Below are 22,243 nucleotides of genomic sequence, written 5' to 3' on the forward strand. Positions count from 1 at the left end.
CGTCATGCCGCCACGGCGGCCGCGCCTAATTGCGTATTACACAACAAGATGCACATAGCGCCTACGGGAAAATATGACAGTGGCCACACTCCATGTCAATAGATATATCAGTTCCAGGCTCCGCGGCTACCAGGTCGGGCCTTCGGCGTCCGCCTCCACCAATCCACCGCCCAAGCGCCCTGCACTGCGTTACACGCGTCCTTGGGTCCGGCATTAGGCTGGATGGCATGGCTTTTGAACAGACCCCTGCCGAACGGCGCGAGGTGACCGTGCGCCGCGCGCCGAAGTATGTCCCCTTCCTGATCCTGGGGGCAGTGGCAGGCATTGTTGCCGCTGCAGTGGTGGCCTACGCAGCGCCCGGTGACTCGACGTTCGATCCCGGCGCTGTTTTCGGATTCTTCCTGATCATGTTTGCCGCCGTCGGCGCCATCCTTGGCGCAGCCCTGGCGCTTGTCCTGGACCGCCGCAGCGTGAAGCGGCAGGAACGGGCCGTCGTGGAGGCCGTTCCGGATTCGGAAGCCGATACCGATCCCCAGGACTGACCGGGGTCACAAATTGAAGCAGGGGAAAGTCATACCCCATATCGTGCGATAATCGATCAGTGGCACGCGGCGATGGCAAACTTTCCCATGATCTTCTTCCCGGCGAAAAAGGACCCCAGGATGCCTGTGGCGTCTTCGGTGTTTGGGCACCCGGTGAAGAAGTAGCAAAACTTACCTACTACGGGCTGTATGCACTGCAGCACCGCGGTCAGGAGTCGGCTGGCATAGCGACCAGCGACGGCAAACGGATCAACGTCTACAAGGACATGGGCCTCGTGTCCCAGGTCTTTGACGAGACGACACTGAACACCCTGACCGGGCATCTGGCCGTAGGCCACTGCCGGTACTCCACCACCGGCGCCAGCCACTGGGCCAACGCGCAGCCCACTCTCGGCGCCACCTCCACCGGCACGGTGGCCCTGGCGCACAACGGCAACCTGACGAACACCGCCGAACTCAACGCCATGATCACCGAGCGCAACGGCGGGCAGCTCACCGGCGAAATGAAACAGGGCAACACCTCGGACACCGCCCTGGTCACCGCCCTGCTGGAGGGCGAGCCGGGCAAGAGCTTGGAAGAGACGGCCACCGAGCTCCTGCCCAAGATCAAGGGCGGCTTCTGCTTCGTCTTCATGGACGAGGGAACCCTGTACGCAGCCCGCGATACCTTCGGCATCCGCCCGCTGGTCCTGGGCCGCCTGGAGCGCGGCTGGGTTGTCGCTTCCGAACAATCCGCACTGGCCACGGTGGGCGCCAGCTTCATCCGTGAGATCGAGCCGGGCGAGTTCATCGCCATCGACGAAGAAGGCGTGCGGTCCAAGAAGTTCGCGAAGCCGACGCCGGCCGGTTGCGTCTTCGAATATGTTTACCTTGCCCGCCCGGACGCCGCGATCGCCGGCCGTTCCGTGTACGAGTCCCGCGTGGAGATGGGCCGCCAACTGGCCCGGGAGAACACCCACGAGGCCGACATCGTCATTCCCGTGCCGGAATCGGGCACTCCGGCAGCCGTGGGTTACGCCGAGGAATCCGGCATTCCGTTCGCCCACGGCTTCGTCAAGAACTCCTATGTGGGCCGCACCTTCATCCAGCCCTCGCAGACCCTCCGCCAACTGGGCATCCGGCTCAAGCTGAACGCCCTTGAGTCCGTGATCCGCGGCAAGCGCGTCGTGGTGGTGGACGACTCGATCGTCCGCGGCAACACCCAGCGGGCCATTGTCCGGATGCTCCGGGAAGCCGGCGCCGCTGCCGTGCACGTCAAGATCTCCTCCCCGCCCGTGCAGTGGCCCTGCTTCTACGGCATCGACTTTGCCTCCCGCGCCGAGCTGATCGCCAACGGCGCCACCATCGAGGAAATTTCCCAGGCCATCGGTGCGGACTCGCTGGCCTACATCTCCGAGGACGGCATGATCGGCGCCACCCGGCAGCCGCGCGAACGCCTCTGCACCGCCTGCTTCACCGGCAAGTACCCCATCAAGCTGCCCGACGCGGACAAGCTGGGCAAGAACCTGCTGGAACGTACCGACCTGGGCGGCATCAAGCCCTCCCCCGCCGCCCTGCCCGGCGAAACGGCCGCCCTGGCCGTTGACGCCACCGAGGACCCGGCGGAAAAGGCCGGCGCCACGGGCTGCGATCCGGGCCCGGACTCCGAATTCGAGAACCTGCTGACCGAAGCCGACCTCGTGCCCGACGTACACGCCGCCGACAAGAAGGACTCCGTATGACCTCCGCCAGCCCCGCCGCAGACAACGCCGGCATCACCTACGCGTCCGCGGGCGTGGACGTCGAAGCCGGGGACCGCGCCGTCGAGCTCATGAAGGATGCCGTCAAGGCAACCCACAATTCCTCGGTGATCGGCGGGGTGGGCGGCTTCGCCGGGCTCTACGATGTCTCCCGGCTGCTGACCTACAAGAAGCCGCTGCTGGCCACTTCCACGGACGGCGTAGGCACCAAGGTAGCCATCGCCCAGGCCATGGACATCCACGACACCATCGGGTTCGACCTGGTGGGCATGGTGGTGGACGACATCGTGGTGGTGGGCGCCGAGCCCTTGTACATGACCGACTACATCGCCTGCGGCAAGGTTGTCCCCGAGCGCATCGCCGGGATCGTCCGCGGCATCGCCGCTGCCTGCTCGGTGGCCGGCACCGCCCTGGTGGGCGGCGAGACCGCCGAGCACCCCGGCTTGCTGGGTGAACACGAATACGACGTCGCGGGCGCTGCCACCGGCGTTGTGGAAGCCGATTCCCTGCTGGGCCCGGACCGCGTCCGCGCCGGCGACGTGGTGATCGGCATGGCCTCCTCCGGCCTGCACTCCAACGGCTACTCCTTGGTCCGCCGCGTCATCAACCACGCCGGCTGGGCCCTGGACCGCCAGGTTTCCGAACTGGGCCGCACCCTGGGCGAGGAGCTCCTGGAGCCCACCCGCGTCTACGCTGCCGACTGCCTGGACCTGGCCCGCACCTTCCCGGTCAGCACCGGCGCAGCCGTCCACGGCTTCAGCCACGTCACCGGCGGTGGCCTTGCCGCGAACCTGGCCCGCGTCCTCCCCCAGGGCCTGGTGGCCACGGTGGACCGCGCCACGTGGGAGCTGCCGGCCATCTTCAAGCTGGTGTCCGAGCTGGGCAACGTTCCGCTGGCCGACCTGGAACGTACCCTGAACCTCGGCGTGGGCATGGTGGCCATCGTGTCCCCCGAAGCCGCGGATGCCGCCGTCGCGCGCCTGAACGAACGGGGCCTGCCGTCCTGGATCATGGGCACCGTCACCGAGGACTCAGACGCCATTTCCAAGTCCGGACCTGACTATGTCCAGGGCGCCAAGGGCGTGGACGGCGGCGCTGTCCGCCTGGTCAACGCCTACGCATAGGGCCTTCTTCGAGTGCTCCCCGCCAGCGGCGGGGAGCACTCGGCGTTTATGCGGTGGTTTGGATCAGGTTGAGGACGCCGCCCTGCGGGTCCTCGATGGTGGCCAGTGATCCGTCCGCGGGACGCCCGTCAGGCTCCACCAGGATCTGGCCCCCTGCAGCCTGCGCGGCCGCTGCCGCCGCGGCAACGTCTGCCACACCGTAATAGACCTGCCAGTCCGCCTCATCGCCCTGATCGGCAGGAACGACCCCGGCCACCTCGTTGCCGCCGGTAAGCAGGGTACTGTAGCTGCCGCCGTCGTCCTGGGGGTATTCCGTGACGTCATGCCCGAAAAGCTGCTGGAAGAAGCCGACGGCGGCCTGCGGCTCGGGCGTGAAAAGTTCCGCCCAGGCCAGCGCGCCCGGCTCGTTGAAGAGTTGGCTGCCGTAGTGGGTTCCTGGCTGCCAGATACCTGTGGTGCCGCCTCCGGGAGGGGCGATAAAGCCCAGTACACCGGTATCACCCACCTGCTCCGGCCCGAACTGGACCGCCCCTCCTGCATGGCCGGCCTCCGCCAGCAGGTCCGCAGCGTCTGCGGTGGCGAAGTAGACGTTCCACTTTGCCGAGGTGCCGGCCTGCAGCTGCAGCGGGCTCTGCGGTGCGATGGTGGCCACCAGCTGCCCGCGGACAAAGGCCTGCGCATAGCTGCGGCCGTCCGGGGTGGGAAAATCCTTGTACGTCCAGCCGAAGATGCGGTTGTAGAAGTCCTTGGCGGCCGCGACATCGGGGGTCTGCAGGTCTGCCCAGCAGGGCTCGCCGGTGGCATAGGTGGTCCGAACACTCATCCGGTCAGGTTACCAAGCCGGGGCGTCGGACAAACACGGAAAGCCCGTTGCCGCACCGGCACTCCGGTGTAGCAACGGGCTCCATGATGTAAGCGGTCACCCGAATCCGGGTTACAAGAAGGAGATCACAGCAGCCGGGCGCTGGGCCACGGCAGGCTTGCGACAACTATCCGATGCGACGGTTGTCAACCTCGTCGTCATCGTCATCCAAATCATCCGCGTACTTGTCCACATAAGCCGAATAGTCCGGTTCAACCGGCTCACTCGAGTAATGGCTCGTCGAACGACTGCCCGGACCCGTCAGCTCACGCTGAAGTGCCGAGTAGTCAGTGTTCGGGGAGTAGTACTTAATGTCCCGAGCCTGCTTGGTAGCTTTTGCCTTTTGACGGCCGCGCCCCATGGCGTGACCCCCTTTTGTACTTGGACCGGAGGTGGTCACCTTGGCGATCGGTGAGGCCCCGGAATGTTTGGTCAATTTGTCGTACACCTAGATTACATGCTTTCGGCGGCCCCTGCTTGCCGCCAATCGGCCCGGGCAGTGGCGTGGGGTACCATGACGCACCTCCACCCGCGGGATTCCGGGATTTTTCTTCGGTAGAGTCACTAAAGAAGTGCCGATTTTGTGTGGCCTTTGGCGAGCCGCGGAACCAAAACCCAGGAGGATGCGCACCCGTGAACCACCAGGACGTCCCGCCGAAGCCGGCCCTCCCGCCCCGAACCGGAAACCTGCCCACGGTGCCGGGCCGGGACGCCGGTCCAGCGCCCGCCCCGGAGTCTGTCACCTGGTCCCAGCCGCGCCGGGATCCGGGACCGGACCAGCGCGTCAACAGGAGGCCTGCGTTCTGGAAGGCATTCCTCGCCGCTGTCATCATTGCCGTCGCCGGTTCGCTGGTGTGGCTCGCCGTGTGGCTGAACGCGTCGCCCGGGACGGACCCGGCGAAAAGTTCAGATCATGGCGTGCTGCAGACCGCAGTGACCCCGCCGGCCACCCCGCAACCCCTCCCACGTGATGGGGTTGCGCCGGCAGACTATGCAGTGGGCGACTGCTTCAAGGACTTCGACCCGCAGGCCCTGGCGTCCACCCTGGTGCCGTGCGACACGGGCCATTCAGCGCAGCTCGTAGCCACCCTCCACTACCCGGAGAGCGCCAAGTATCCGGGAGCGGACCCGCTCAAGGCCAAGGCGCTGGAAGTCTGCCAGGCAGCGAAACTCGGCCCGGCGGCCAAGCAGTTCCAGCTCAACTACCAGCGCAGCTTTCCCAGCAACACGAGTTGGGAGTCCGGGGACCGCAGGGTGGATTGCTACGTCACGGCCGATGCCGGCAACGTGATCAACGCGAGCGTGCTGCCCTGACGTCCAGCCCGCCAGGGCAGCACTCCGCCGGCCCTGCCGGCCGGTTAGTCCTTCCGCCGTACTGAGAGGCCGGAGCTTGGGGCACCGGTCAGCGCGTCCACGTTGCCCTCGGTGAGCTCCCCAAGGTCCGCGGCGGTGTCGACAAGCACGGTGTCGCCGTCGCTGATCCCACCGGCGAGGATGGCCTTGGCCAGCCGGTCGCCGATTTCGCGCTGCACCAGGCGGCGCAGCGGCCGGGCGCCGTAGGCGGGGTCGTAGCCGGAAAGTGCCAGCCAGGCTTTGGCGCCGTCGGTGACTTCCAGGGTGAGCCGCCGTTCACGCAGCCGCCGCCCCAGCTCTTCCACGTGCAGCTCCACGATGTGGGCCAGTTCCTCCACCGTGAGGGCGTCGAACAGCACCACTTCGTCGAGCCGGTTGAGGAACTCCGGCTTGAAGGACGCGTTGACCGTGGCCATGACCGCGCTGCGCTTGGCCGCCGCGTCCAGGGACTGGTCCACCAGGAACTGGCTGCCCAGGTTGGAGGTCAGCACCAGGATCACATTGCGGAAGTCCACGGTGCGGCCCTGGCCGTCGGTGAGGCGGCCGTCGTCGAGCACCTGCAGGAGGATGTCGAAAACCTCGGGGTGTGCCTTCTCCACCTCGTCCAGCAGCACCACGGAGTAGGGGCGGCGGCGGACGGGCCTCGGTCAGCTGGCCGCCTTCCTCGTAGCCCACGTATCCCGGAGGCGCCCCGACCAGCCGGGCGACGCTGTGCTTCTCGCCGTACTCGGACATGTCGATGCGCACCATGGCGCGTTCGTCGTCGAACAGGAAATCCGCCAGCGCCTTGGCCAGTTCGGTCTTGCCCACGCCCGTGGGGCCCAGGAACAGGAAGGAACCGGTGGGCCGGTTGGGGTCGCTGATGCCGGCCCGCGCGCGGCGGACGGCGTCGGACACGGCCGTCACGGCCTTGGCCTGGCCGATCAGGCGCCGGCCCAGCTCCTCTTCCATGTGGAGCAGCTTCTGGCTTTCGCCCTGCAGCATGCGGCCGGCCGGGATGCCCGTCCACGCGGAGATGACCTCGGCGATATCCTCAGCGGTCACTTCCTCGGCCACCATCTGCGTGGACTTGTCCGTCACGGCGGCCTCGGCCTCGGCAGCGGCGTTCACCTCGCGCTCGAGGGCCGGGATCTCCCCATAGAGGATCCGGGAGGCGGTTTCGAGGTCGCCTTCGCGGGCAGCCTTGTCGTACGCGGAGCGCAGTTCATCCAGCTTTGCCTTCAGGTCACCCACCCGGTTGAGGCCGGCCTTCTCCGCTTCCCACCGGGCGTTCAGCGCGGAGAGTTCCTCCTCCTTGTCCGCCTTGTCGGCGCGGAGTGCGGCCAGGCGTTCCACGGACGCGGGATCCGATTCGCCGGTCAGGGCCAGTTCCTCCATGGTGAGCCGGTCCACCTGCCGCCGCAGCTGGTCGATTTCCTCCGGAGCGGAGTCGATTTCCATGCGGAGGCGGGATGCTGCCTCGTCCACGAGGTCAATGGCTTTGTCCGGCAGTTGCCGGCCCGTGATGTAGCGGTTGGACAGCGTGGCAGCGGCCACCAGGGCAGAGTCGGCGATGGAGACCTTGTGGTGCGCCTCGTAGCGCTCCTTGAGGCCGCGGAGGATGCCGATGGTGTCCTCCACGCTGGGCTCGCCCACGTACACCTGCTGGAAGCGGCGTTCCAGGGCGGCGTCCTTTTCGATGTTCTCGCGGTACTCGTCCAGGGTGGTGGCACCGATCAGGCGCAGCTCGCCGCGGGCCAGCATGGGCTTGAGCATGTTGCCGGCGTCCATGGAGGAATCTCCGGTGGCGCCCGCACCCACCACGGTATGGATTTCGTCGATGAACGTGACAACCTGGCCCTCGGAGCCCTTGATCTCCTCGAGGACAGCCTTCAGCCGCTCCTCGAACTCTCCGCGGTACTTCGCGCCGGCCACCATGGACCCAAGGTCCAGGGAGATCAGCGTCTTGCCGCGCAGGCTTTCCGGGACGTCGCCCGCCACCATGCGCTGGGCCAGGCCTTCGACGACGGCGGTCTTGCCCACGCCGGGTTCGCCGATCAGCACCGGGTTGTTCTTGGTGCGCCGGGAGAGCACCTGGACCACGCGGCGGATTTCCGAGTCCCGGCCGATCACCGGGTCCAGCTTGCCGGCGCGGGCCATGGCAGTGAGGTCCGTGCCGTACTTCTCCAGCGCCTGGAAGGTGTTTTCGGGGTCCGGGCTGTCCACCTTGCGGTCGCCGCGGACTCCGGGGAGGGCAGCGAGCAGGGCTTCCCGGGACGCGCCTGCCTCGCGGAGCAGCCGGGCAGCAGCGTCGTTGCCGGCGGAGAGGCCCACCAGGAGCACCTCGGTGGACACAAAGGAATCGCCCAGCCGGTCGGCCTCCTCCTTGGCGTGCTGGATGGCCTGCAGTGCGGGCCGGGACAGCTGCGCCTGCTGGCTGGAGCCGCCCGAGGTGGCGGGCAGGGCCTTGATGGCGCTACTGGCCTGGACGCTGACAACGTCCGGGTCGGTGCCCGTGGCGCGGAGGAGCGCAACAGCGACGCCCTCCCGCTGGTCCATCAGGGCTTTGAGGAGGTGCGCCGGTTCCACCTGGGGGTTGCCGGCCGTGGAGGCGTTCATTGCCGCCGCGGAAAGAGCCTCCTGGCTCTTGGTGGTGAATTTGACGTCCAAAGAGAGCTCCTTTCGGGGGCTGGTTTACTAAGTTGAGTGTACTACGCTCAACTTTGCGCGGCGACGTTCCTTAGCCATGTTTGCCCACGGCGAAACGGCTGTCCAGAGCCGGAGGTCCTTCCTGCCCGGGGTCGCTTGGCTGCCGGCCTGCCGCTAGGTCCCATAGACGGAGACGGCGGTGGCCTTGACCACGAAGTGCACCGTCATGCCCGGCGCAAGGCCCAGGTCCGCGGAGGCGGCAGGCGTGATATCGGCGGCCAGCCCGCCTGCCCTGACGCGGATCTGGTCGCCGTGGGGTTCGAGGTCGGTAATGGTGACGGCGAACGAGTTCCGCGGGCTTCCATGGGCGTCGTCGAGGAACACGGAGACGGCCGACGGCGGGAAGACGGCCACGCCCGCACCGGCCGGCTTGGGCAGCGGGCCGGGTTCGGCGGAGGCTGGTTCCTGGTCGTGCCCCGCGATCCTCAGGCCCCGGGAGGTACGCACTCCCGCGCCGTCCAACGTGCCAGGGATAAAGTTCAGTCCGGCGAGTCCGGCGGCGAAGGAACTGCGGGGGCGTTCCAGGACTTCCCGCGTGGGCCCCTCCTCCGCAATCCTGCCGTCTTCCAGGATGAGCACGCGGTCCGCGAGCATCAGCGCATCCAGGACATCATGCGTGACGATGATGGCCTGCCGCCCCGCGAGGACCCGCTTGAACAGGCGGCGCAGCAGCGGCGCGGAATGGATGTCCAGGGCGGCCAGCGGTTCATCGAGCAGCAGGAGCGCGGGATCGGCGGCGAGCGCACGGGCCACGGCCACGCGTTGGGCCTGGCCGCCGGACAGTTCTGCGGGACGGCGTCCGGCGAGGTGTTCCGCTTCCACATCAGCCAGCCAGCGCATGGCCTGCTCCTTCGCGTCCCGCTTGGGGACGCCGGCGCTGCGGGGCCCGAAGGAGACATTGTCCACCGCGCTGAGGTGGGGAAACAGCAGGGGTTCCTGGGCGAGCAGGGCCGTGCCGCGATGATGCGGAGGCAGCCAGGTCCGCTTGCCGCCGTCGACATCGAAGAGCGTCCTGCCGTTGAGTTCCGCCCGGCCGCTGTCCGGCCGCAGCAGGCCCGCGATGCTGGCCAGCAGGGTTGATTTGCCGGCGCCGTTGGGTCCCATCACGGCCAGCGTTTCGCCCGGCTGGACGGCCAGGTCCACGTCGAAACGCCGCCCGGCCACGGCTGCCCGGAAGGACAGCGTCACGGGACTTCCCCGCGAACGGGTGCGGGCGGCGTCGTGCGTTTTGCAGTCCAGGGGCGGCTCTTTGCCGGCTGCCGGTATGCGAGCGCCACGACGGCGACAGCGACTGCCACCAGGAGCAGGGACAGCGCGACGGCGGCATCAGGGTCCGTTTCCCGTTGCAGGTAGATCTCCAGGGGCAGGGTCCGGGTCACCCCCTGGAGGCTGCCGGCGAAGGTGAGCGTGGCGCCGAACTCGCCCAGGCTGCGGGCGAATGAGAGCACGGCGCCGGACGCGAGGCCTGGCAGAACCAGCGGGAGCGTGACCCGCCGGAACACCGTGCCCGGCGGCGCCCCCAGCGTGGCGGCCACTGCTTCATAGCGGGAGCCGGACGTCCGCAGGGCCCCTTCCAGGCTGACGACCAGGAAGGGCAGCGCCACGAACGTCTGCGCCAGGACCACGGCCGTGGTGGAGAAGGCGATGCGCAGCCCGAGCACCTCCAGGGTCTGCCCCAGCAGCCCTTGGCGGCCGAATGTGTACAGCAGGGCGATGCCGCCCACCACCGGCGGAAGCACCAGCGGCAGGAGTACCAGTGAGCGCAGGAGTCCCTGCAGCCGGAAGGAATCGCGGGCCAGGACCAGTGCCAGCGGAACGCCCAGCACGACGCACAGCACGGTGCTCGCCGCGGAGGTTCGAAGGCTCAGCCCAAGCGCCGTCAGGGATGGGCCCGACGTCACCAACGGAATGAACTGGGCCCAGTCGACGCGCAGCACCATGGCCAGCAGGGGAAGGACGACGACGACGGCCGCCAGGACCGCCAGCACCCGGACCCATGCGGGGATGCCGGAGTACGCGTGTCTGTCCACCTGTCGCGCTCCCCCGCTGCCTTTCCCCGTTTCCGTGCCTGCTGTACCCAAGTGCTCAGCGGCTTTCGAGGACCTGCTTGAGCCTGGACAGCTGGGCTACCTCGGATTCCATGGTCCTCGTGACCATCGAATCGAGGACGCGCATCAGGAGCGGAAGCTTGGCGTCCAGGGCGAAATGCACGGTGGTGCTGCCGGCTTCCCCGGCCAGGGTGTACGTGCCGGTGGGCCGGGCCGGCCCCGCAACCACCTCGAAGCGCAGCAGGCGGCCGGGCTCTGCGGTGGTGATCCTGTAGTCACCCGGCAGCGGGCGGCCCTTGGGTCCGGTCAGCGTCTGGCTGTAGATCGCGCCGGGCTCACCTGCCCTGCCTTCCTTGAGGGAAATGGATTTTACGCCCTCACGCCAGGCGGTGTTGTTCAGGCCGTCGGCCAGGAAGTCGTAGACCTCGCGTGCCGGCCGGTTGATGGTGATGCTGTTTTCTGCGTGGGCCATGCTGGTTTCCTCCGGACATGTCGGCTGAAGAACGGTGGATGCTGGACGGGTGGTGTTGACCGGCACGGCCCGGCGAACCGCCGGCCGCTCCTGGCCCCACCCTACTGTCCGCCGGGTCCGAAACCCGCGGCGGCAAGGACTTTCTGGCCTTCCGGGCCTGCCACCAGGTCAATGAAGGCGTGCGCGGTGGCCTGGTTCCGGCCACCGGCGAGGCCCGCTATCGGGTAGGTGTTCACGGCACTCCCCGACTCCGGGAACTGGATGCCTGCCACCCTGGTCCCGGCCGCCTTGATGTCAGTGCCGTAGACCAGCCCGGCGTCCGCCTCGCCGGAGGTGACCTTGCCCAGGACGTCGGTGACTGCGTTTTCCTCACTGACCGGGCTCAGCGTAAGCCCCGCCGCCTGGGCCACGCGGGCCGCGGCGGCGCCGCAGGGAACCTGGCTGGCGCAGGTCACCAGCTTGATGCCGGGCCGGGCCAGGTCTTTCAGCGATGTGACTCCGGCAGGATTGCCCGGCGGCACAGCGATGGCCAGGGTGTTGGTGGCGAAGTTTTCCGGCGTGCCATTGGCCAGGCCTGCGTCCTGCACTTTCTTCATGTTGGCGGTGTCCGCGGACGCGAAGACGTCGGCGGGTGCACCCTGGCTTATTTGGCTTGCGAGGTCCGAGGAACCGGCGAAACTCAGCGCGACCGATGTGCCGGGATGCTCCGCTTCGAAAGTGCTGGCGAGCTCGGTAAAGGCCTGCTTGAGGGAGGCCGCCGCGAAAACGGTGATCCCGCCGCCGGGCTTGCCGTCTGCGGTGGTGCCGGCACCGGCATCCGTCGCGGAGCCCCCTGCGGCGGAGCCCGGGAGGACCGCCAGCAGCAGCGCGACCACTGGCAGGACAGCGAGCGAAAGCATGCGTTTCCGGAGTGGTGGGTGCCCGGGCCGGGCAAGTGGCTGGTTCATGCGGTGGCCCGGCCCTTCGATGATTCGATGATGACAGTGGTCGCCTTGACCACGGCGGTGGCAACGGCCCCCGGTTCCAGCCCGAGTTCGCGCACGGCCTCGCTGCTCATCAGGGAGACCACCCGGAAAGGACCGCACTGCAGTTCCACCTGTGCCATGACCTTGTCCGTGATGACATTGGTGACCAGGCCGACGAACCGGTTCCGTGCCGAGCTGCTGCCGTTTTTGGGGTCGTCCGGGAGCTGGGCGAGCTTCCGTGCGTGCGTTGCCAGTTCCAGTCCGTCCACCGCCCGGCGGCCGGAGGCGTCCCGAAGCGCGGTCAGGGTCCCCTGCTCCGTCCACCGGCGCACAGTATCGTCGCTTACGCCCAGGAACCGGGCTGCTTCGGAGACGCGGATGAGTGCCATGTGAGGATTATATGCCGCAAATGAAATTCCAATGATGAAAATATGACGCAAATGAGGAAATCGTGCTGGATCTGGCGTTGTAGGCCGCCGATCGGCACAGGTGGCTCAAAATGGACCGGCTGACCGGCTGCGCACAGGTCTTCCGCCGCAACCGGCACTATCCGGGTGTCCGCGGGCGTTGTCGAAACAAAAGTCGATGCCGCTTTCCAGGTTTTGTCGGGTGCTCTGCGATAGCGTGTCCGGCAGGGGCGCGGAAGCGTCCCCGCACCGTGCATAGCCTTCCCGCCCTGCGGGCGGCACCGTGGCGGATGTGCAGATTTTCCTTATCGACGAAAGGACATGCAGATGGCTGTATCAGTTGAATTGGGGAAGGCGCTTGACAAGGCCTTCGAAAACTCAACCCTTGATGAAGTTCTGGCTGCGCCGCCTTCGGCACTCGCGGGGTTGACGGAAAAGCACGACGAACTGCTCGCAGGCATGGGCATCAAGACCATCCGTGACTTGGGCAGCAACAAGTTCTTCGCTACGGCCGGCGTGCTGGTGGCATTGGCCGGCAAAACCGACTAACGGGCGCCTCCGGCCATTGGCAAAGCTACAAGGAAGAGTCCACCCGGTCTTGTACCGGGTGGACTCTTCCCTTTGATGCTCCAGCCAGCCGCCCTTGGGACCCCTCAGGGGAGGGCATGGCCCGGGCTAGGATCTATCCAGCGGAAACCCGCGACAGTAGCGGTCCGGGAAAGGATCACTTGATATACATCGACCCGCCGCTGTGGCCTGCCCACGGAACGCATTTCTCGCACCTGGTGTCGGACACATCGCTGGATGAGCTGCATTCGTTCGCTGCTGCCGCCGGGATTCCTGAGCGGGCCTTCGACGGCGACCACTACGATGTGCCGGAACGCCGGTTCGATGACCTGGTGGCTGCCGGCGCCGCTCCGGTGGAGGGAAGGGTGCTGGTACGCCGGCTCATCGCCAGCGGCCTGCGGATCCCGGCGCGCCGGCGGAACAAGTCGCTGAAGGTCCCGCTGCTGAACCGTTGGGAAGCCATTATGCCCGGGCACGACGCACTGTTCCTGGACCTGCTGGACCGGTGGAGCGAACCACACCGCCACTACCACGGCTGTACCCACTTGCTTTCGGTCCTTGAGGCGATCGACCTGCTCACGGAACCTGGCGACCCGCCGCGGACGGTGCTGCTGGCGGTGTGGTTCCACGATGCCGTGTACCGCGGGATCGCGGAACAGGACGAGGAGGAATCGGCGCGGCTGGCCGAAGACCGGCTGGCCGACGCAGGTCTGCCCGAGGAAGAAGTGGCGGAAGTCGCCCGGTTGGTCCGGCTGACGTCGGACCACCGGCCGGAGCCTGGTGACGACGACGGGGCCCTCCTGTGCGACGCGGACCTTTCCATCCTGGGCGCCGAACCGGACGAGTACGCCCGCTACGTCGCTGCCGTGCGGAAGGACTACGCACACATCGGCGACGCCGACTTCGCAGCCGGCCGGTCCGCCGTCGTCCGCCACCTGCTGGAACTGGACCCGCTGTTCCACCACCGGCGGGCAAGGGCCCTCTGGCTGGACACCGCACACCGCAACCTGGAAGGCGAACTGGCATGAACGCACCCGGCACGAGCCCGCGGCACACGCACTCCGCCAATGCGGCGCACCGCCAACTCCCTTTCACCGTCCGGCTGGAGTGGGGGCTGGAGGGTGCCAGGACGGTGGCGGCCGGGGCCGACATCGCGGTAGTGGTGGATGTCCTGTCCTTCAGTACCTGCGTCAGCGTGGCCCTGGACCGGGGCGCCGAAGTATTTCCCTACCGCTGGCGGGACACCACGGCCGAGGACTTCGCCGCCCACCACCGCGCCCAACTGGCCGGGCCCCGCGGCGGTGGAGGCCTGAGTCTGTCGCCCGCAAGCCTCCGCGCCGCGGAGTCGCTGGACCGTGTGGTGCTGCCCTCGCCCAACGGTTCCGAGCTTTGCCATGCGCTGGCCGCCGAAGTGCCGCTCGTGGCCGCAGCCTGCCTGCGGAACGCGGCGGCCACGGCGGAATGGGTGGCGGCCAACCTCGCTGCCGATGCGGTGGTGGCCGTGGTCGCCGCCGGCGAGCGGTGGCCCGACGGCACAATCCGGCCTTCCGTGGAGGACCAGATCGGAGCCGGCGCCTTCATCGCGGGGCTGGTGGCCGCCGGGAAGGGCGGCTACGAAGCCGGTGACGGGCGGCACGGCTATGCTCCGGAGGCAGTGGCGGCCATGGCTGTTTTCGAGTCCGCCGAACCACGGCTGCGCGAGCTGCTGCAGAACTGCTCCAGCGGCCGGGAACTGTCCGGGGCAGGCTACGCGGAGGACGTGGACATCGCCGCTGAGCTGGACGGCAGTGAGCGGACGGCCATCCTCAGGGATGGGTCGTTCCGGCCGCTATAACCGGCAATCCTTAGCGGTAGGTGCTGACGAACGGAGTGCTGGTTGGCACGATCTGCTTGCCGAGCGGCATCAGGGATACCGGAATGAGTTTGAGGTTGGCGATGGCCAGCGGGATTCCAACGATGGTCACGGCCATGGCGAAGGCGGTGACCACATGTCCGATGGCAATCCAGATTCCGGCTACCAGCAGCCAGATCACGTTGCCCAGCAGCGAAAAGACACCAGTACCGCCAGGCTTGTCCACCACCATCCGGCCAAACGGCCACAGCGTGTAGGAAGCAATCCGGAATGAGGCGATGCCCCAGGGGATGGTGACAATCAGCAGGCAGCAGACCACGCCTGCGAGGAAATAGCCCAGGGCCAGCCAGAAGCCGCCGAAAACCAGCCAGATGATGTTCAGAAGTGTCTTCATGCACCCATTGTGCCCTCGACCCCCTGACAAAAAGGCCCTCCGGACAAAAGATGGGGGACATCCCTGAGCTTGCCCTGACCCGCGGCCGCCGGGCACACGTGGATGGCCGCTAGACCGTGGCAGCGGCCTTGGCAGCCTGGACGAACGCCCGGATCTTGGCCAGGTCCTTCACGCCGCGGGACGCCTCGACGCCGGAGGACACGTCAACGCCCCAGGCGTGCGCAGCGGCCGCTGCCTGGCCCACGTTGGCCGCCTCCAGGCCACCGGCGAGCAGCCAGTTCCGTCCCCGGAGCACGGGCAGGGCAGCCACGGAAGCGTAATCCCAGGACTCCCCGGAACCCGGTACGGCGGCATCGATCAGGAGGAGGTCCTCACCCCAGTCCTCGAACTCGTCCGGCGAGGCACCCATGGTGATGGCCCTGACCAGCTTCATGCCGGCGTCGTGCACTGTTGCCACGTCCGTGCGGGACCGGGCCCCGTGCAGCTGGACCCACTCCAGGCCGGCGGCCCGGGCGATGGCGATGGCGTCGGCGACGGGCTCTTCCCGGAAGACACCGATCGGTGAGACGGTGTCCGGTACCCCGGCCAGCAGGGAGGCGGCCTGTGACGGTGAGACAACCCGGGGGCTGGCGGTGAGGACGAAACCCACCGCATCCGCGCCGGCGTCCACTGCTTCGCGGACCGATTCGGGCGTGCTGAGACCACACACTTTGACGAACATTCCCGGGCTCCTTCAGGCTTTTTTCGTGTTGACCCCCCGGAGGAGAGTAACAGGCACGGGACCGGCGTGCGACGGGCATCCGCGGCGGGGAACTAGGCTGGGCTGATGCAGATCATCCGCTTCGCAGGGCTCAAGGCCGAACCATGGCGCAACGGTGGCGGGGTGACAAGGGAAATCGCACGCCAGGGGTCGGCGGACGGCGGCTGGGACTGGCGGGTCAGCATCGCGGATGTGGCCAAGGCCGGCGACTTTTCCGCTTTCCCCGGCATGGAGCGGGTACTGACGGTCATCGAGGGGGAACTGCTGCTGCTGACCGTTGGCGGCGCGGAACAGCCCCTTGAGAAGTACCGTCCGTTCCGTTTCGACGGCGGCGCCCCCACAACAGCGGCACTGCCCACCGGGGACATCCGTGACCTCAACGTCATCACCCGGACCGGGGCGTTCAAGGCCTTCACCTCCATTATCGAACTGTCCAAGAAACGCGCCCACCCCGTATTCGAAGGGCAGCTTGGGGTGCTCCTGCAGGGACAGGCGAAGGTCAGCGACAGCGCCGGCGAACCGCTGGAGCTTGGCCGCTACGACGCCGTGGTGGGGTCCGACAGCGATTCCCCGGAAATCCTTGGCCGCGGCTTCCTGGCTGTGGTGTCCATCGACCCTCAGGATCCTGCAACGTAAGCACCTGGGCTGGTGAGGTTGCGCACCAACGGTGGCAGCCCGCCGTCGTGCCTTGCTACCTTGGAAGCCAAGGCCCCCACCCCGGCCTCCGGACGACGGTTCAGTACCCGGCACGCGACAAGACTGGCCAAAGGAACTGTCATGCCGTGGATCATCCTCATTCTTTCCGGCGCGCTGGAGGCCGTCTGGGCAGCTGCGCTGCACCGGGCCGCACAGGTTTCCGGACGCCGCCGAATCGCCCCCGGGGCCCTGTTCCTGGCGGCCGTTGCCGCCAGCACCGGCGGCCTTGCCGTGGCCATGCAGTCCATTCCCACTGGAACGGCCTATGCCGTGTGGGTGGGCGTGGGGGTGGTCCTCACCTCCGCCTACGCGATGGCCACCAGGGTTGAACGTCCGACGGCGGCGCGCCTGCTCCTGCTGTCCGGCATCGCCGCATGCGTGGTTGGCCTCAAGGTGGTGGCGTGATGTTGAAGCGTTCCGTTCCGTGGATGGTGCTGCTGGCGTCGGCCGTCCTGGAAGCTGTCTGGGCCACCGCGCTCGGCCTGTCCGACGGTTTCAGCCGCCCGCTGCCCACCGCCGTCTTCGCCGTCACCGCCACGCTCAGCATGCTGGGCCTCGGCGTGGCCATCCGGAACATCCCGCTGGGCACGGCTTACGCCATCTGGGTGGGCATCGGCGCCGCGCTGACCGTGGGCTGGGCCATGGCCACCGGCGTGGAGCCCTTCAGCGTGGTGAAGCTGCTGTTCATCACGGGGATCGTGGGCTGCGCCGCGGGCCTGAAAGCGCTGCCGGCAGAAAAAGATGCGCGGCCGGCACCCGGCGGTGACTAGGCTTTTGCCATGCACTCCCCCGAGATCACCATCGCCGTGGATACGCTGCGGCGCCGGCTGGTGCCCGGAACGCGGACCATCCTGGGCGTAGCGGGGGCGCCCGGGTCCGGCAAGTCCACCTTCGCCGCCTGGCTGCAGGAGCAGTTCAGCCCCGGCACCTCCGTGGTGGTGCCGATGGACGGCTTCCACCTGGGCAACGCAATCATCGAGGGGACCCCGCTCAGGCAGCGCAAGGGAGCCATTGATACGTTCGACGCCGGCGGCTACCTTGCGCTGCTGCGCCGCCTGGCTCTCCGGGACGAGGCGGTGGTGTACGCACCGGAGTTCCGGCGCACCCTGGACGAGCCGGTGGCTGCTTCCATTGCCGTCCCCGCCGAGGTCCAGCTGGTGATCACCGAGGGGAACTACCTGCTGGCGGACCAGGAACCGTGGAAGGACGTGCGGGCGCAGCTGGATGAGGTGTGGTTCCTCGAAACTCCGCTGGCGCTCCGGCTGCAGCGCCTGGTGGACCGGCACGTTTCGTTCGGCATGCAACGTGAGGCTGCGGTTGCCTGGGCCACTGGACCCGACGAAGCCAATGCCCGCCTGATCCAGGCCACCCGCCCGGCGGCGGACCGCGTCCTACCTTGGCTGTAAATTTCAACGCAGGAAACGAACAGGAGAACCATGGCAAGCGCACCCAGCGAATCCGGCAGCAATGAAGCCGCACGAAATGTCCACCTCGGTGATGGACTGACCGTCAGCCCCCTGGGCTTCGGCGGCATGGCCCTCACGCCGGTGTACGGCGAGGTGGACCCTGCCGAGGCGCTGCAGACCCTGCACCACGCCGTCGACGCCGGTGTCAGCTTCATCGACACCGCTGACATCTACGGCGGCGGCAGCAACGAGGAACTCATTTCCCAGCTGCTCAAGGACCGGCGGGACGAAGTCCAGCTGGCCACCAAGTTCGCGCTGGTGGGCACGCCCACGGACGGCTACACGGACATCCGCGGCGACGCCTCCTATGTACGCGAAGCAGTGGATCGGAGCCTGCAGCGGCTGGGTACCGACGTGATCGACCTCTACTACATGCACCGCCGCGACGTCCGCGTGCCCATCGAGGAAACCGTGGGCGCGATGGCGGAGCTCGTGAAGCAGGGGAAGGTCAGGCACCTGGGCCTGTCCGAGGTGACGGCACAGGAACTGCAGGACGCTTCGGCGGTCCACCCGATCGCGGCGGTCCAGAGCGAATGGTCCATCTGGAGCCGGGACGTGGAACGCAACGTGGTCCCGGCCGCCGCCGGCCTGGGGGTGGGCTTTGTCCCGTACTCCCCGCTGGGCCGTGGCTTCCTCACCGGAACGGTGGACACCGCCAGCCTGGGCGCAAAGGACTTCCGGCGGAATATTCCCCGATTCGCCCCGGACGCCGCAGGCGCCAACCAAGCCGTGGTGGACGCCGTACGGTCCGTGGCGGACCAACTGGCCGCCACTCCAGCGCAGGTTGCCCTGGCGTGGATCTTCGCGCAGGGCAAGCGGCTGGGCCTGCCGGTGGTCCCCATCCCCGGTACCCGCAAGGCCGCCCGGATCGACGAAAACCTCGGCGCGCTGTCCCTGGAGCTGGCCACGGCGCACCTGGAGGCCCTGGACGCAGCGTCCGACGCGGTCGTCGGCTCCCGTTCCGCGGACCCCACGTGGGTGTCCGAGGGCCGCGAATAGCAGCCTTCCCCTCATTCCGAACTACGAACTACGAACTACGAACCCAAGGAGCCCCATGCCTGCCATCGTCCACTTCGAAGTCCAGTTCAAGCCCGAACATGTTGACGACGCCGCCAAATACCTGGCGGAAACCCTCGCCGCCACCCGCGCCTGGCCCGGCAACCAGGGCATCGAAGCGCTGGTGGACGACACGGACCCCTGCCAGATCCTGGTGGTGGAAACCTGGGCCACCACCCAGGACCACGACGACTACGCCGCCTGGCGGGCCACGCCGGAAGGCACGAGCACGCTGCACGAGGTACTCGCCGCGCGGCCGTCCAAACAGGTCTACTCCACCACCCTGCCTCTCGGCCTCTAGCCCGTCCTTAGACTGAAGCCCATGGACTCACTTCGATACGACCTGCCCGGCCTCACCATCCGCAGCATCCCGGTCAGCGAGATGGACAACAACGTGTACCTGCTGACGGCGAAGGAGAGCGGTGCACAGGTGCTGATCGACGCCGCTGACGATCTCCCTGCCATCCAGCAACTGCTGGCGGACGGGGCAGGAGACACGTCCGCAGCCCCGCGGCTTGCCCTGATTGCCACCACGCACCAGCACTGGGACCACGTGCGTGCCCTGAAGGAACTGGTGGATGCCACCGGCGCACCGGCAGCCGCCGGAGCGGACGACGCCGACGCGCTGCCGGTCCCCGTGGAGGTGCGGCTAAGCCATGGCGACGTTGGGAAGTTCGACGGCTTCGAGCTCACCGCCGTCCACCTGCGCGGCCACACCCCGGGCTCCATAGCCTTTGTGTACCAGGACCCGGAAGGACCTGCGCACATCTTCTCCGGCGACTCATTGTTTCCCGGCGGCGTCGGCAACACCCAGCAGGACCCGGAACGGTTCAACCAGCTCCTGTCCGACGTCACGGAGCGGCTGTTCGACGCCTACCCGGATACCGCCGTCGTGCATCCCGGGCATGGGAAACCCACCACGCTGGGTGCGGAGCGCCCGCACCTCGATGAGTGGCGCGCCCGCGGCTGGTAAAAACAAAAAGCGGTGGTTGAGCTTGTCGAAACAAGCTCAACCACCGCAGCAGTTTTACGGCCGGTGGGTACTAGCGGCCGCGGCGCTCGTTCGACGCCGGTGCGGACGCGCGGCGGGGGCCGCTGCGGGCAGGACGGCCCGAGCCACCATTGCCGCCGCTGCCGGAGCCGTATGACCCACCCGAGGTTCCGCCGGTGTTGGAGGACCAGACTGCCTTGCTTCCTCCGGTTGCACCCGAGCGCTGGCCGGAGGTACCCGCTGCGGCGCGCTGGCCGGTTGCGGGGCGGCCGCTGCGCTGGCCACCGGACGCGGGGCGTCCGCCGGAAGCCGGGCGGCCGGTGCCGCCGCGGGGAGCGTCGCTGCGGGTAATCCGGGAATCGCTGCGGCCCTCGACTGCACGTCCGTTCGACCCGCGGCCGGCCGATGAGCGGCCACCTGCTGCGGGAACGTCGTTGCGGTGCGTGGAAGCCGTGGCGCGGCCGCGGGCATTGCGGCGGGCAGCGGCTGCTGCCACTGCGCGGTCCTCGTTCTGCTCGGCATTGCGGTCGAACGCTGCACGGGCTTCCGTGCGGCCTTCGAAGGCGACAGCGCGGCGTTCGGCGCGGGTGGCGTCGCTGCGGGCGGGTTCGGCCGAAACCTTGCCGCGTCCACCACGTCCGCCACGCCCACCGGTGGTGGGAGCAGCCTGGCGGCGTGCGCGCTTGCGCTCCGCATTGGCACCGGTGGAGGTGCCGCCGCCCTGCTTGGGGGCCTTGGCTGCCAGCAGTGCGGCACGGGTCCGCGGGTCCACCTTCTCGGCGATGTCGCCAACGAGTTCGGCCACGATGGGTGAGCTCGCGGTGACGCGCTCGAAGCTGACATCCACGCCGGCGGCCTTCATGAGCTTCTTCACGTCAGCCTGCTGCTCGGGCAGGGTCAGGGTGACCACGGTACCGTCGGAACCGGCACGCGCGGTGCGGCCTGAACGGTGCAGGTACGCCTTGTGCTCGGTGGGCGGGTCCACGTGGATGACCAGTTCGACGTCGTCGACGTGCACACCGCGGGCGGCAACGTCGGTGGCCACCAGGACGCGGACGTCGCCGTTGGAGAACTCGGCCAGGTTGCGGTCACGCGCATTCTGGGAGAGGTTGCCGTGCAGGTCGACGGCGGGGATCCCGGCGTCGGTCAGGGTCTTGGCCAGCTTGCGGGCGTGGTGCTTGGTCCGCATGAACAGGACGCGGCGGCCGGCTCCGGAGGCGAGCTCCACGATCAGCTGCTTCTTGACGGTCTGGTCGTTGACCACCAGCACGTGGTGCTCCATGGTGGTTACCGCTGCCTGCGGATCGTCCACGGAGTGGGTGAGCGGGTTGGACAGGTAGCGCTGGACGATCTTGTCCACGCCGTTGTCCAGGGTGGCGGAGAAGAGCAGGCGCTGGCCCTCGCTGGGGGTCATGTCCATGAGCTTCTTGACCACCGGCAGGAAGCCGAGGTCGGCCATGTGGTCGGCCTCGTCCAGGACGGTGATCTCCACAGCCTCGAGGGTCAGGATGCGCTGGCGGATCAGGTCCTCCAGGCGGCCGGGGCAGGCGATGACGATGTCGACGCCGGCGCGCAGCGCCTTCTCCTGCCGGGCCTGGGAGATGCCGCCGTAGATCACGGTGGTGTTCAGGCCGGCGGCCTTGGCCAGCGGCTCGATGGTGGCGTTGATCTGGGTTGCCAGTTCACGGGTGGGTGCCAGGACCAGGCCCATGGGGCGGCCGGGCTTGCGGAAGTACTTGGCTTCCCGCTCAGCGAGTCTTGCTACAAGCGGGATAGCGAAAGCAATGGTCTTACCGGATCCGGTCCGGCCCCGGCCCAGGACGTCACGGCCGGACAGCGTGTCCGGAAGGGTCTTCACCTGGATGGGGAACGGTTCAACGATTCCCTGGGCGGTAAGGGTGTCTGCAAGGGCCTTGGGAGTACCGAGGGCAGCAAAAGTAGTCATGTAGTTTTTTACGGTCTTTCTGGCGGTATCCGGGCGGATATCGGCCCCCGATGCCGGTTGGACCAGGGGTTTCGCCGAAGAAAAGTCAGGTGATCAACCGGGCGCTGTAAATCAGGACAGCCGGCCGGGACCAAATGGAACGCGTTCATCGACGCAGGATGTGCCTCTCACATGAAGAAAGCCCGCTCCCTGGAAAGGAACCTCCAGATCCGGAGCAGGCGGCATCACTGCACATCAAGTTCCTCCAGTCTAGCATCCCCGCGCCGGGAACCCGTCGTCGGCGTTGCCTTCGGGGACCTGGCGGGGCAGTGTTGAG

The 22,243-nt window shown here is 67.8% G+C and carries 24 protein-coding genes, 1 pseudogene and 1 riboswitch; of the genes and pseudogenes, 14 read left to right on the plus strand and 11 right to left on the minus strand.

Translation table 11 applies throughout. The features are described from left to right. The first annotated feature begins 227 nt into the window (after positions 1–227). From ACZ9J7_RS04990 to purM, 3 genes are read left to right on the plus strand one after another with little or no spacing between them, the layout of a single operon-like run. Complete coding sequence (locus tag ACZ9J7_RS04990; protein ID WP_476207539.1) at positions 228–542, plus strand: hypothetical protein; 315 nt, start codon at positions 228–230, stop codon at positions 540–542. A gap of 59 nt (positions 543–601) precedes the next feature. Beyond that, positions 602–2,263: an amidophosphoribosyltransferase gene (gene purF / locus ACZ9J7_RS04995; protein WP_476207541.1), complete on the plus strand. Its 1,662-nt coding sequence runs from the start codon at positions 602–604 to the stop codon at positions 2,261–2,263. Further along, positions 2,260–3,405 carry a phosphoribosylformylglycinamidine cyclo-ligase gene (purM, locus tag ACZ9J7_RS05000; RefSeq protein WP_476207543.1) on the plus strand — a complete coding sequence of 382 codons (1,146 nt, stop codon included), beginning with the start codon at positions 2,260–2,262 and terminating at the stop codon, positions 3,403–3,405. Before purF ends, purM begins: the two co-directional genes overlap by 4 nt. 46 nt (positions 3,406–3,451) lie before the next feature. Here purM and ACZ9J7_RS05005 read toward each other — a convergent pair whose 3' ends face one another. Further along, positions 3,452–4,228 (minus strand): VOC family protein, encoded by a 777-nt coding sequence (locus ACZ9J7_RS05005; protein ID WP_476207545.1) that lies wholly within the window; start codon positions 4,226–4,228, stop codon positions 3,452–3,454. Positions 4,229–4,394: 166 nt separating this feature from the next. Then, positions 4,395–4,628 (minus strand): DUF3073 domain-containing protein, encoded by a 234-nt coding sequence (locus ACZ9J7_RS05010; protein WP_387561713.1) that lies wholly within the window; start codon positions 4,626–4,628, stop codon positions 4,395–4,397. Positions 4,629–4,900: 272 nt separating this feature from the next. On the opposite strand from ACZ9J7_RS05010, the gene ACZ9J7_RS05015 reads away from it, so the two are divergent. Continuing rightward, positions 4,901–5,581, plus strand: coding sequence for a septum formation family protein (locus ACZ9J7_RS05015; RefSeq protein WP_476207546.1), 681 nt, complete (start codon positions 4,901–4,903; stop codon positions 5,579–5,581). A 44-nt stretch (positions 5,582–5,625) separates the two neighbouring features. On the opposite strand, the pseudogene clpB reads toward ACZ9J7_RS05015, so the two are convergent. From clpB to ACZ9J7_RS05045, 6 genes and pseudogenes are all read right to left on the minus strand, one after another. Next, positions 5,626–8,269, minus strand: a pseudogene (gene clpB, locus ACZ9J7_RS05020) (ATP-dependent chaperone ClpB). Between the two features lie 153 nt (positions 8,270–8,422). Beyond that, complete coding sequence (locus tag ACZ9J7_RS05025; RefSeq protein ID WP_476207548.1) at positions 8,423–9,496, minus strand: sulfate/molybdate ABC transporter ATP-binding protein; 1,074 nt, start codon at positions 9,494–9,496, stop codon at positions 8,423–8,425. Continuing rightward, positions 9,493–10,338 carry an ABC transporter permease gene (locus ACZ9J7_RS05030; RefSeq protein ID WP_476207550.1) on the minus strand — a complete coding sequence of 282 codons (846 nt, stop codon included), beginning with the start codon at positions 10,336–10,338 and terminating at the stop codon, positions 9,493–9,495. Before ACZ9J7_RS05030 ends, ACZ9J7_RS05025 begins: the two co-directional genes overlap by 4 nt. 55 nt (positions 10,339–10,393) lie before the next feature. Beyond that, positions 10,394–10,828, minus strand: coding sequence for an SRPBCC family protein (locus ACZ9J7_RS05035; protein ID WP_476207553.1), 435 nt, complete (start codon positions 10,826–10,828; stop codon positions 10,394–10,396). Positions 10,829–10,929: 101 nt separating this feature from the next. Further along, complete coding sequence (gene modA, locus ACZ9J7_RS05040; protein WP_476207555.1) at positions 10,930–11,775, minus strand: molybdate ABC transporter substrate-binding protein; 846 nt, start codon at positions 11,773–11,775, stop codon at positions 10,930–10,932. Further along, positions 11,772–12,182, minus strand: a complete 411-nt coding sequence (locus tag ACZ9J7_RS05045) for a TOBE domain-containing protein (protein ID WP_476207557.1) — start codon at positions 12,180–12,182, stop codon at positions 11,772–11,774. The genes modA and ACZ9J7_RS05045 overlap by 4 nt, the downstream gene beginning before the upstream one ends. Before the next feature lie 345 nt (positions 12,183–12,527). Between ACZ9J7_RS05045 and ACZ9J7_RS05050 the strand changes: the two genes are divergently transcribed. The 3 genes from ACZ9J7_RS05050 to ACZ9J7_RS05060 all read left to right on the plus strand — a co-directional run bounded on the left by ACZ9J7_RS05050 (position 12,528) and on the right by ACZ9J7_RS05060 (position 14,601). Further along, a complete protein-coding gene (locus tag ACZ9J7_RS05050; protein ID WP_476207559.1) occupies positions 12,528–12,749 on the plus strand; it encodes a hypothetical protein in 222 nt (73 codons plus the stop codon). 179 nt (positions 12,750–12,928) lie between these two features. Further along, complete coding sequence (locus tag ACZ9J7_RS05055) at positions 12,929–13,795, plus strand: DUF4031 domain-containing protein (RefSeq protein WP_476207561.1); 867 nt, start codon at positions 12,929–12,931, stop codon at positions 13,793–13,795. Further along, positions 13,792–14,601, plus strand: a complete 810-nt coding sequence (locus ACZ9J7_RS05060; protein WP_476207563.1) for a 2-phosphosulfolactate phosphatase — start codon at positions 13,792–13,794, stop codon at positions 14,599–14,601. The genes ACZ9J7_RS05055 and ACZ9J7_RS05060 overlap by 4 nt, the downstream gene beginning before the upstream one ends. A gap of 10 nt (positions 14,602–14,611) precedes the next feature. On the opposite strand, the gene ACZ9J7_RS05065 is transcribed toward ACZ9J7_RS05060, so the two are convergent. Next, positions 14,612–15,013 (minus strand): YccF domain-containing protein, encoded by a 402-nt coding sequence (locus ACZ9J7_RS05065; RefSeq protein ID WP_141159156.1) that lies wholly within the window; start codon positions 15,011–15,013, stop codon positions 14,612–14,614. A gap of 109 nt (positions 15,014–15,122) precedes the next feature. Then, positions 15,123–15,734, minus strand: coding sequence for a phosphoribosylanthranilate isomerase (locus tag ACZ9J7_RS05070; RefSeq protein ID WP_476207564.1), 612 nt, complete (start codon positions 15,732–15,734; stop codon positions 15,123–15,125). Positions 15,735–15,839: 105 nt separating this feature from the next. Here ACZ9J7_RS05070 and ACZ9J7_RS05075 point away from each other — a divergent pair, with 105 nt between their 5' ends. The 7 genes from ACZ9J7_RS05075 to ACZ9J7_RS05105 all read left to right on the plus strand — a co-directional run bounded on the left by ACZ9J7_RS05075 (position 15,840) and on the right by ACZ9J7_RS05105 (position 19,964). Next, complete coding sequence (locus tag ACZ9J7_RS05075; RefSeq protein ID WP_476207566.1) at positions 15,840–16,409, plus strand: HutD/Ves family protein; 570 nt, start codon at positions 15,840–15,842, stop codon at positions 16,407–16,409. A gap of 66 nt (positions 16,410–16,475) precedes the next feature. Then, positions 16,476–16,541, plus strand: a riboswitch (guanidine-III (ykkC-III) riboswitch). Between the two features lie 9 nt (positions 16,542–16,550). Next, the gene (locus tag ACZ9J7_RS05080; protein ID WP_476207568.1) at positions 16,551–16,874 is read left to right on the plus strand and encodes a DMT family transporter; all 324 of its coding nucleotides are present in this window, start codon (positions 16,551–16,553) and stop codon (positions 16,872–16,874) included. After that, positions 16,874–17,239: a DMT family transporter gene (locus tag ACZ9J7_RS05085; protein ID WP_476207570.1), complete on the plus strand. Its 366-nt coding sequence runs from the start codon at positions 16,874–16,876 to the stop codon at positions 17,237–17,239. Before ACZ9J7_RS05080 ends, ACZ9J7_RS05085 begins: the two co-directional genes overlap by 1 nt. Before the next feature lie 9 nt (positions 17,240–17,248). After that, complete coding sequence (locus ACZ9J7_RS05090; RefSeq protein ID WP_476207572.1) at positions 17,249–17,875, plus strand: nucleoside/nucleotide kinase family protein; 627 nt, start codon at positions 17,249–17,251, stop codon at positions 17,873–17,875. A gap of 30 nt (positions 17,876–17,905) precedes the next feature. Continuing rightward, positions 17,906–18,934, plus strand: a complete 1,029-nt coding sequence (locus ACZ9J7_RS05095; RefSeq protein ID WP_476207573.1) for an aldo/keto reductase — start codon at positions 17,906–17,908, stop codon at positions 18,932–18,934. Between the two features lie 55 nt (positions 18,935–18,989). After that, on the plus strand, positions 18,990–19,292 hold the full coding sequence (locus ACZ9J7_RS05100; RefSeq protein ID WP_476207575.1) for a putative quinol monooxygenase: 303 nt from the start codon (positions 18,990–18,992) through the stop codon (positions 19,290–19,292). Between the two features lie 21 nt (positions 19,293–19,313). Then, positions 19,314–19,964 (plus strand): MBL fold metallo-hydrolase, encoded by a 651-nt coding sequence (locus tag ACZ9J7_RS05105; RefSeq protein ID WP_476207577.1) that lies wholly within the window; start codon positions 19,314–19,316, stop codon positions 19,962–19,964. 70 nt (positions 19,965–20,034) lie between these two features. On the opposite strand, the gene ACZ9J7_RS05110 is transcribed toward ACZ9J7_RS05105, so the two are convergent. Then, the gene (locus ACZ9J7_RS05110) at positions 20,035–21,927 is read right to left on the minus strand and encodes a DEAD/DEAH box helicase (protein WP_476207579.1); all 1,893 of its coding nucleotides are present in this window, start codon (positions 21,925–21,927) and stop codon (positions 20,035–20,037) included. Positions 21,928–22,243: the final 316 nt, after the last annotated feature.

Source organism: Pseudarthrobacter sp. TE9888 (assembly GCF_056279345.1).

Bases quoted from the DNA above. Each gene is read 5' to 3' on its own strand.
- ACZ9J7_RS05100 (WP_476207575.1), top strand. From the start codon at position 18,990: ATGCCTGCCATCGTCCACTTCGAAGTCCAGTTCAAGCCCGAACATGTT.
- ACZ9J7_RS05065 (WP_141159156.1), bottom strand. From the start codon at position 15,013: ATGAAGACACTTCTGAACATCATCTGGCTGGTTTTCGGCGGCTTCTGG.
- modA (WP_476207555.1), bottom strand. From the start codon at position 11,775: ATGAACCAGCCACTTGCCCGGCCCGGGCACCCACCACTCCGGAAACGC.
- ACZ9J7_RS05050 (WP_476207559.1), top strand. From the start codon at position 12,528: ATGGCTGTATCAGTTGAATTGGGGAAGGCGCTTGACAAGGCCTTCGAA.
- ACZ9J7_RS05075 (WP_476207566.1), top strand. From the start codon at position 15,840: ATGCAGATCATCCGCTTCGCAGGGCTCAAGGCCGAACCATGGCGCAAC.
- purM (WP_476207543.1), top strand. From the start codon at position 2,260: ATGACCTCCGCCAGCCCCGCCGCAGACAACGCCGGCATCACCTACGCG.
- ACZ9J7_RS04990 (WP_476207539.1), top strand. From the start codon at position 228: ATGGCTTTTGAACAGACCCCTGCCGAACGGCGCGAGGTGACCGTGCGC.
- ACZ9J7_RS05045 (WP_476207557.1), bottom strand. From the start codon at position 12,182: ATGGCACTCATCCGCGTCTCCGAAGCAGCCCGGTTCCTGGGCGTAAGC.
- ACZ9J7_RS05090 (WP_476207572.1), top strand. From the start codon at position 17,249: ATGCACTCCCCCGAGATCACCATCGCCGTGGATACGCTGCGGCGCCGG.
- ACZ9J7_RS05080 (WP_476207568.1), top strand. From the start codon at position 16,551: ATGCCGTGGATCATCCTCATTCTTTCCGGCGCGCTGGAGGCCGTCTGG.
- ACZ9J7_RS05060 (WP_476207563.1), top strand. From the start codon at position 13,792: ATGAACGCACCCGGCACGAGCCCGCGGCACACGCACTCCGCCAATGCG.
- ACZ9J7_RS05035 (WP_476207553.1), bottom strand. From the start codon at position 10,828: ATGGCCCACGCAGAAAACAGCATCACCATCAACCGGCCGGCACGCGAG.
- ACZ9J7_RS05010 (WP_387561713.1), bottom strand. From the start codon at position 4,628: ATGGGGCGCGGCCGTCAAAAGGCAAAAGCTACCAAGCAGGCTCGGGAC.
- ACZ9J7_RS05105 (WP_476207577.1), top strand. From the start codon at position 19,314: ATGGACTCACTTCGATACGACCTGCCCGGCCTCACCATCCGCAGCATC.
- ACZ9J7_RS05085 (WP_476207570.1), top strand. From the start codon at position 16,874: ATGTTGAAGCGTTCCGTTCCGTGGATGGTGCTGCTGGCGTCGGCCGTC.
- ACZ9J7_RS05070 (WP_476207564.1), bottom strand. From the start codon at position 15,734: ATGTTCGTCAAAGTGTGTGGTCTCAGCACGCCCGAATCGGTCCGCGAA.
- ACZ9J7_RS05110 (WP_476207579.1), bottom strand. From the start codon at position 21,927: ATGACTACTTTTGCTGCCCTCGGTACTCCCAAGGCCCTTGCAGACACC.
- ACZ9J7_RS05095 (WP_476207573.1), top strand. From the start codon at position 17,906: ATGGCAAGCGCACCCAGCGAATCCGGCAGCAATGAAGCCGCACGAAAT.
- ACZ9J7_RS05005 (WP_476207545.1), bottom strand. From the start codon at position 4,228: ATGAGTGTTCGGACCACCTATGCCACCGGCGAGCCCTGCTGGGCAGAC.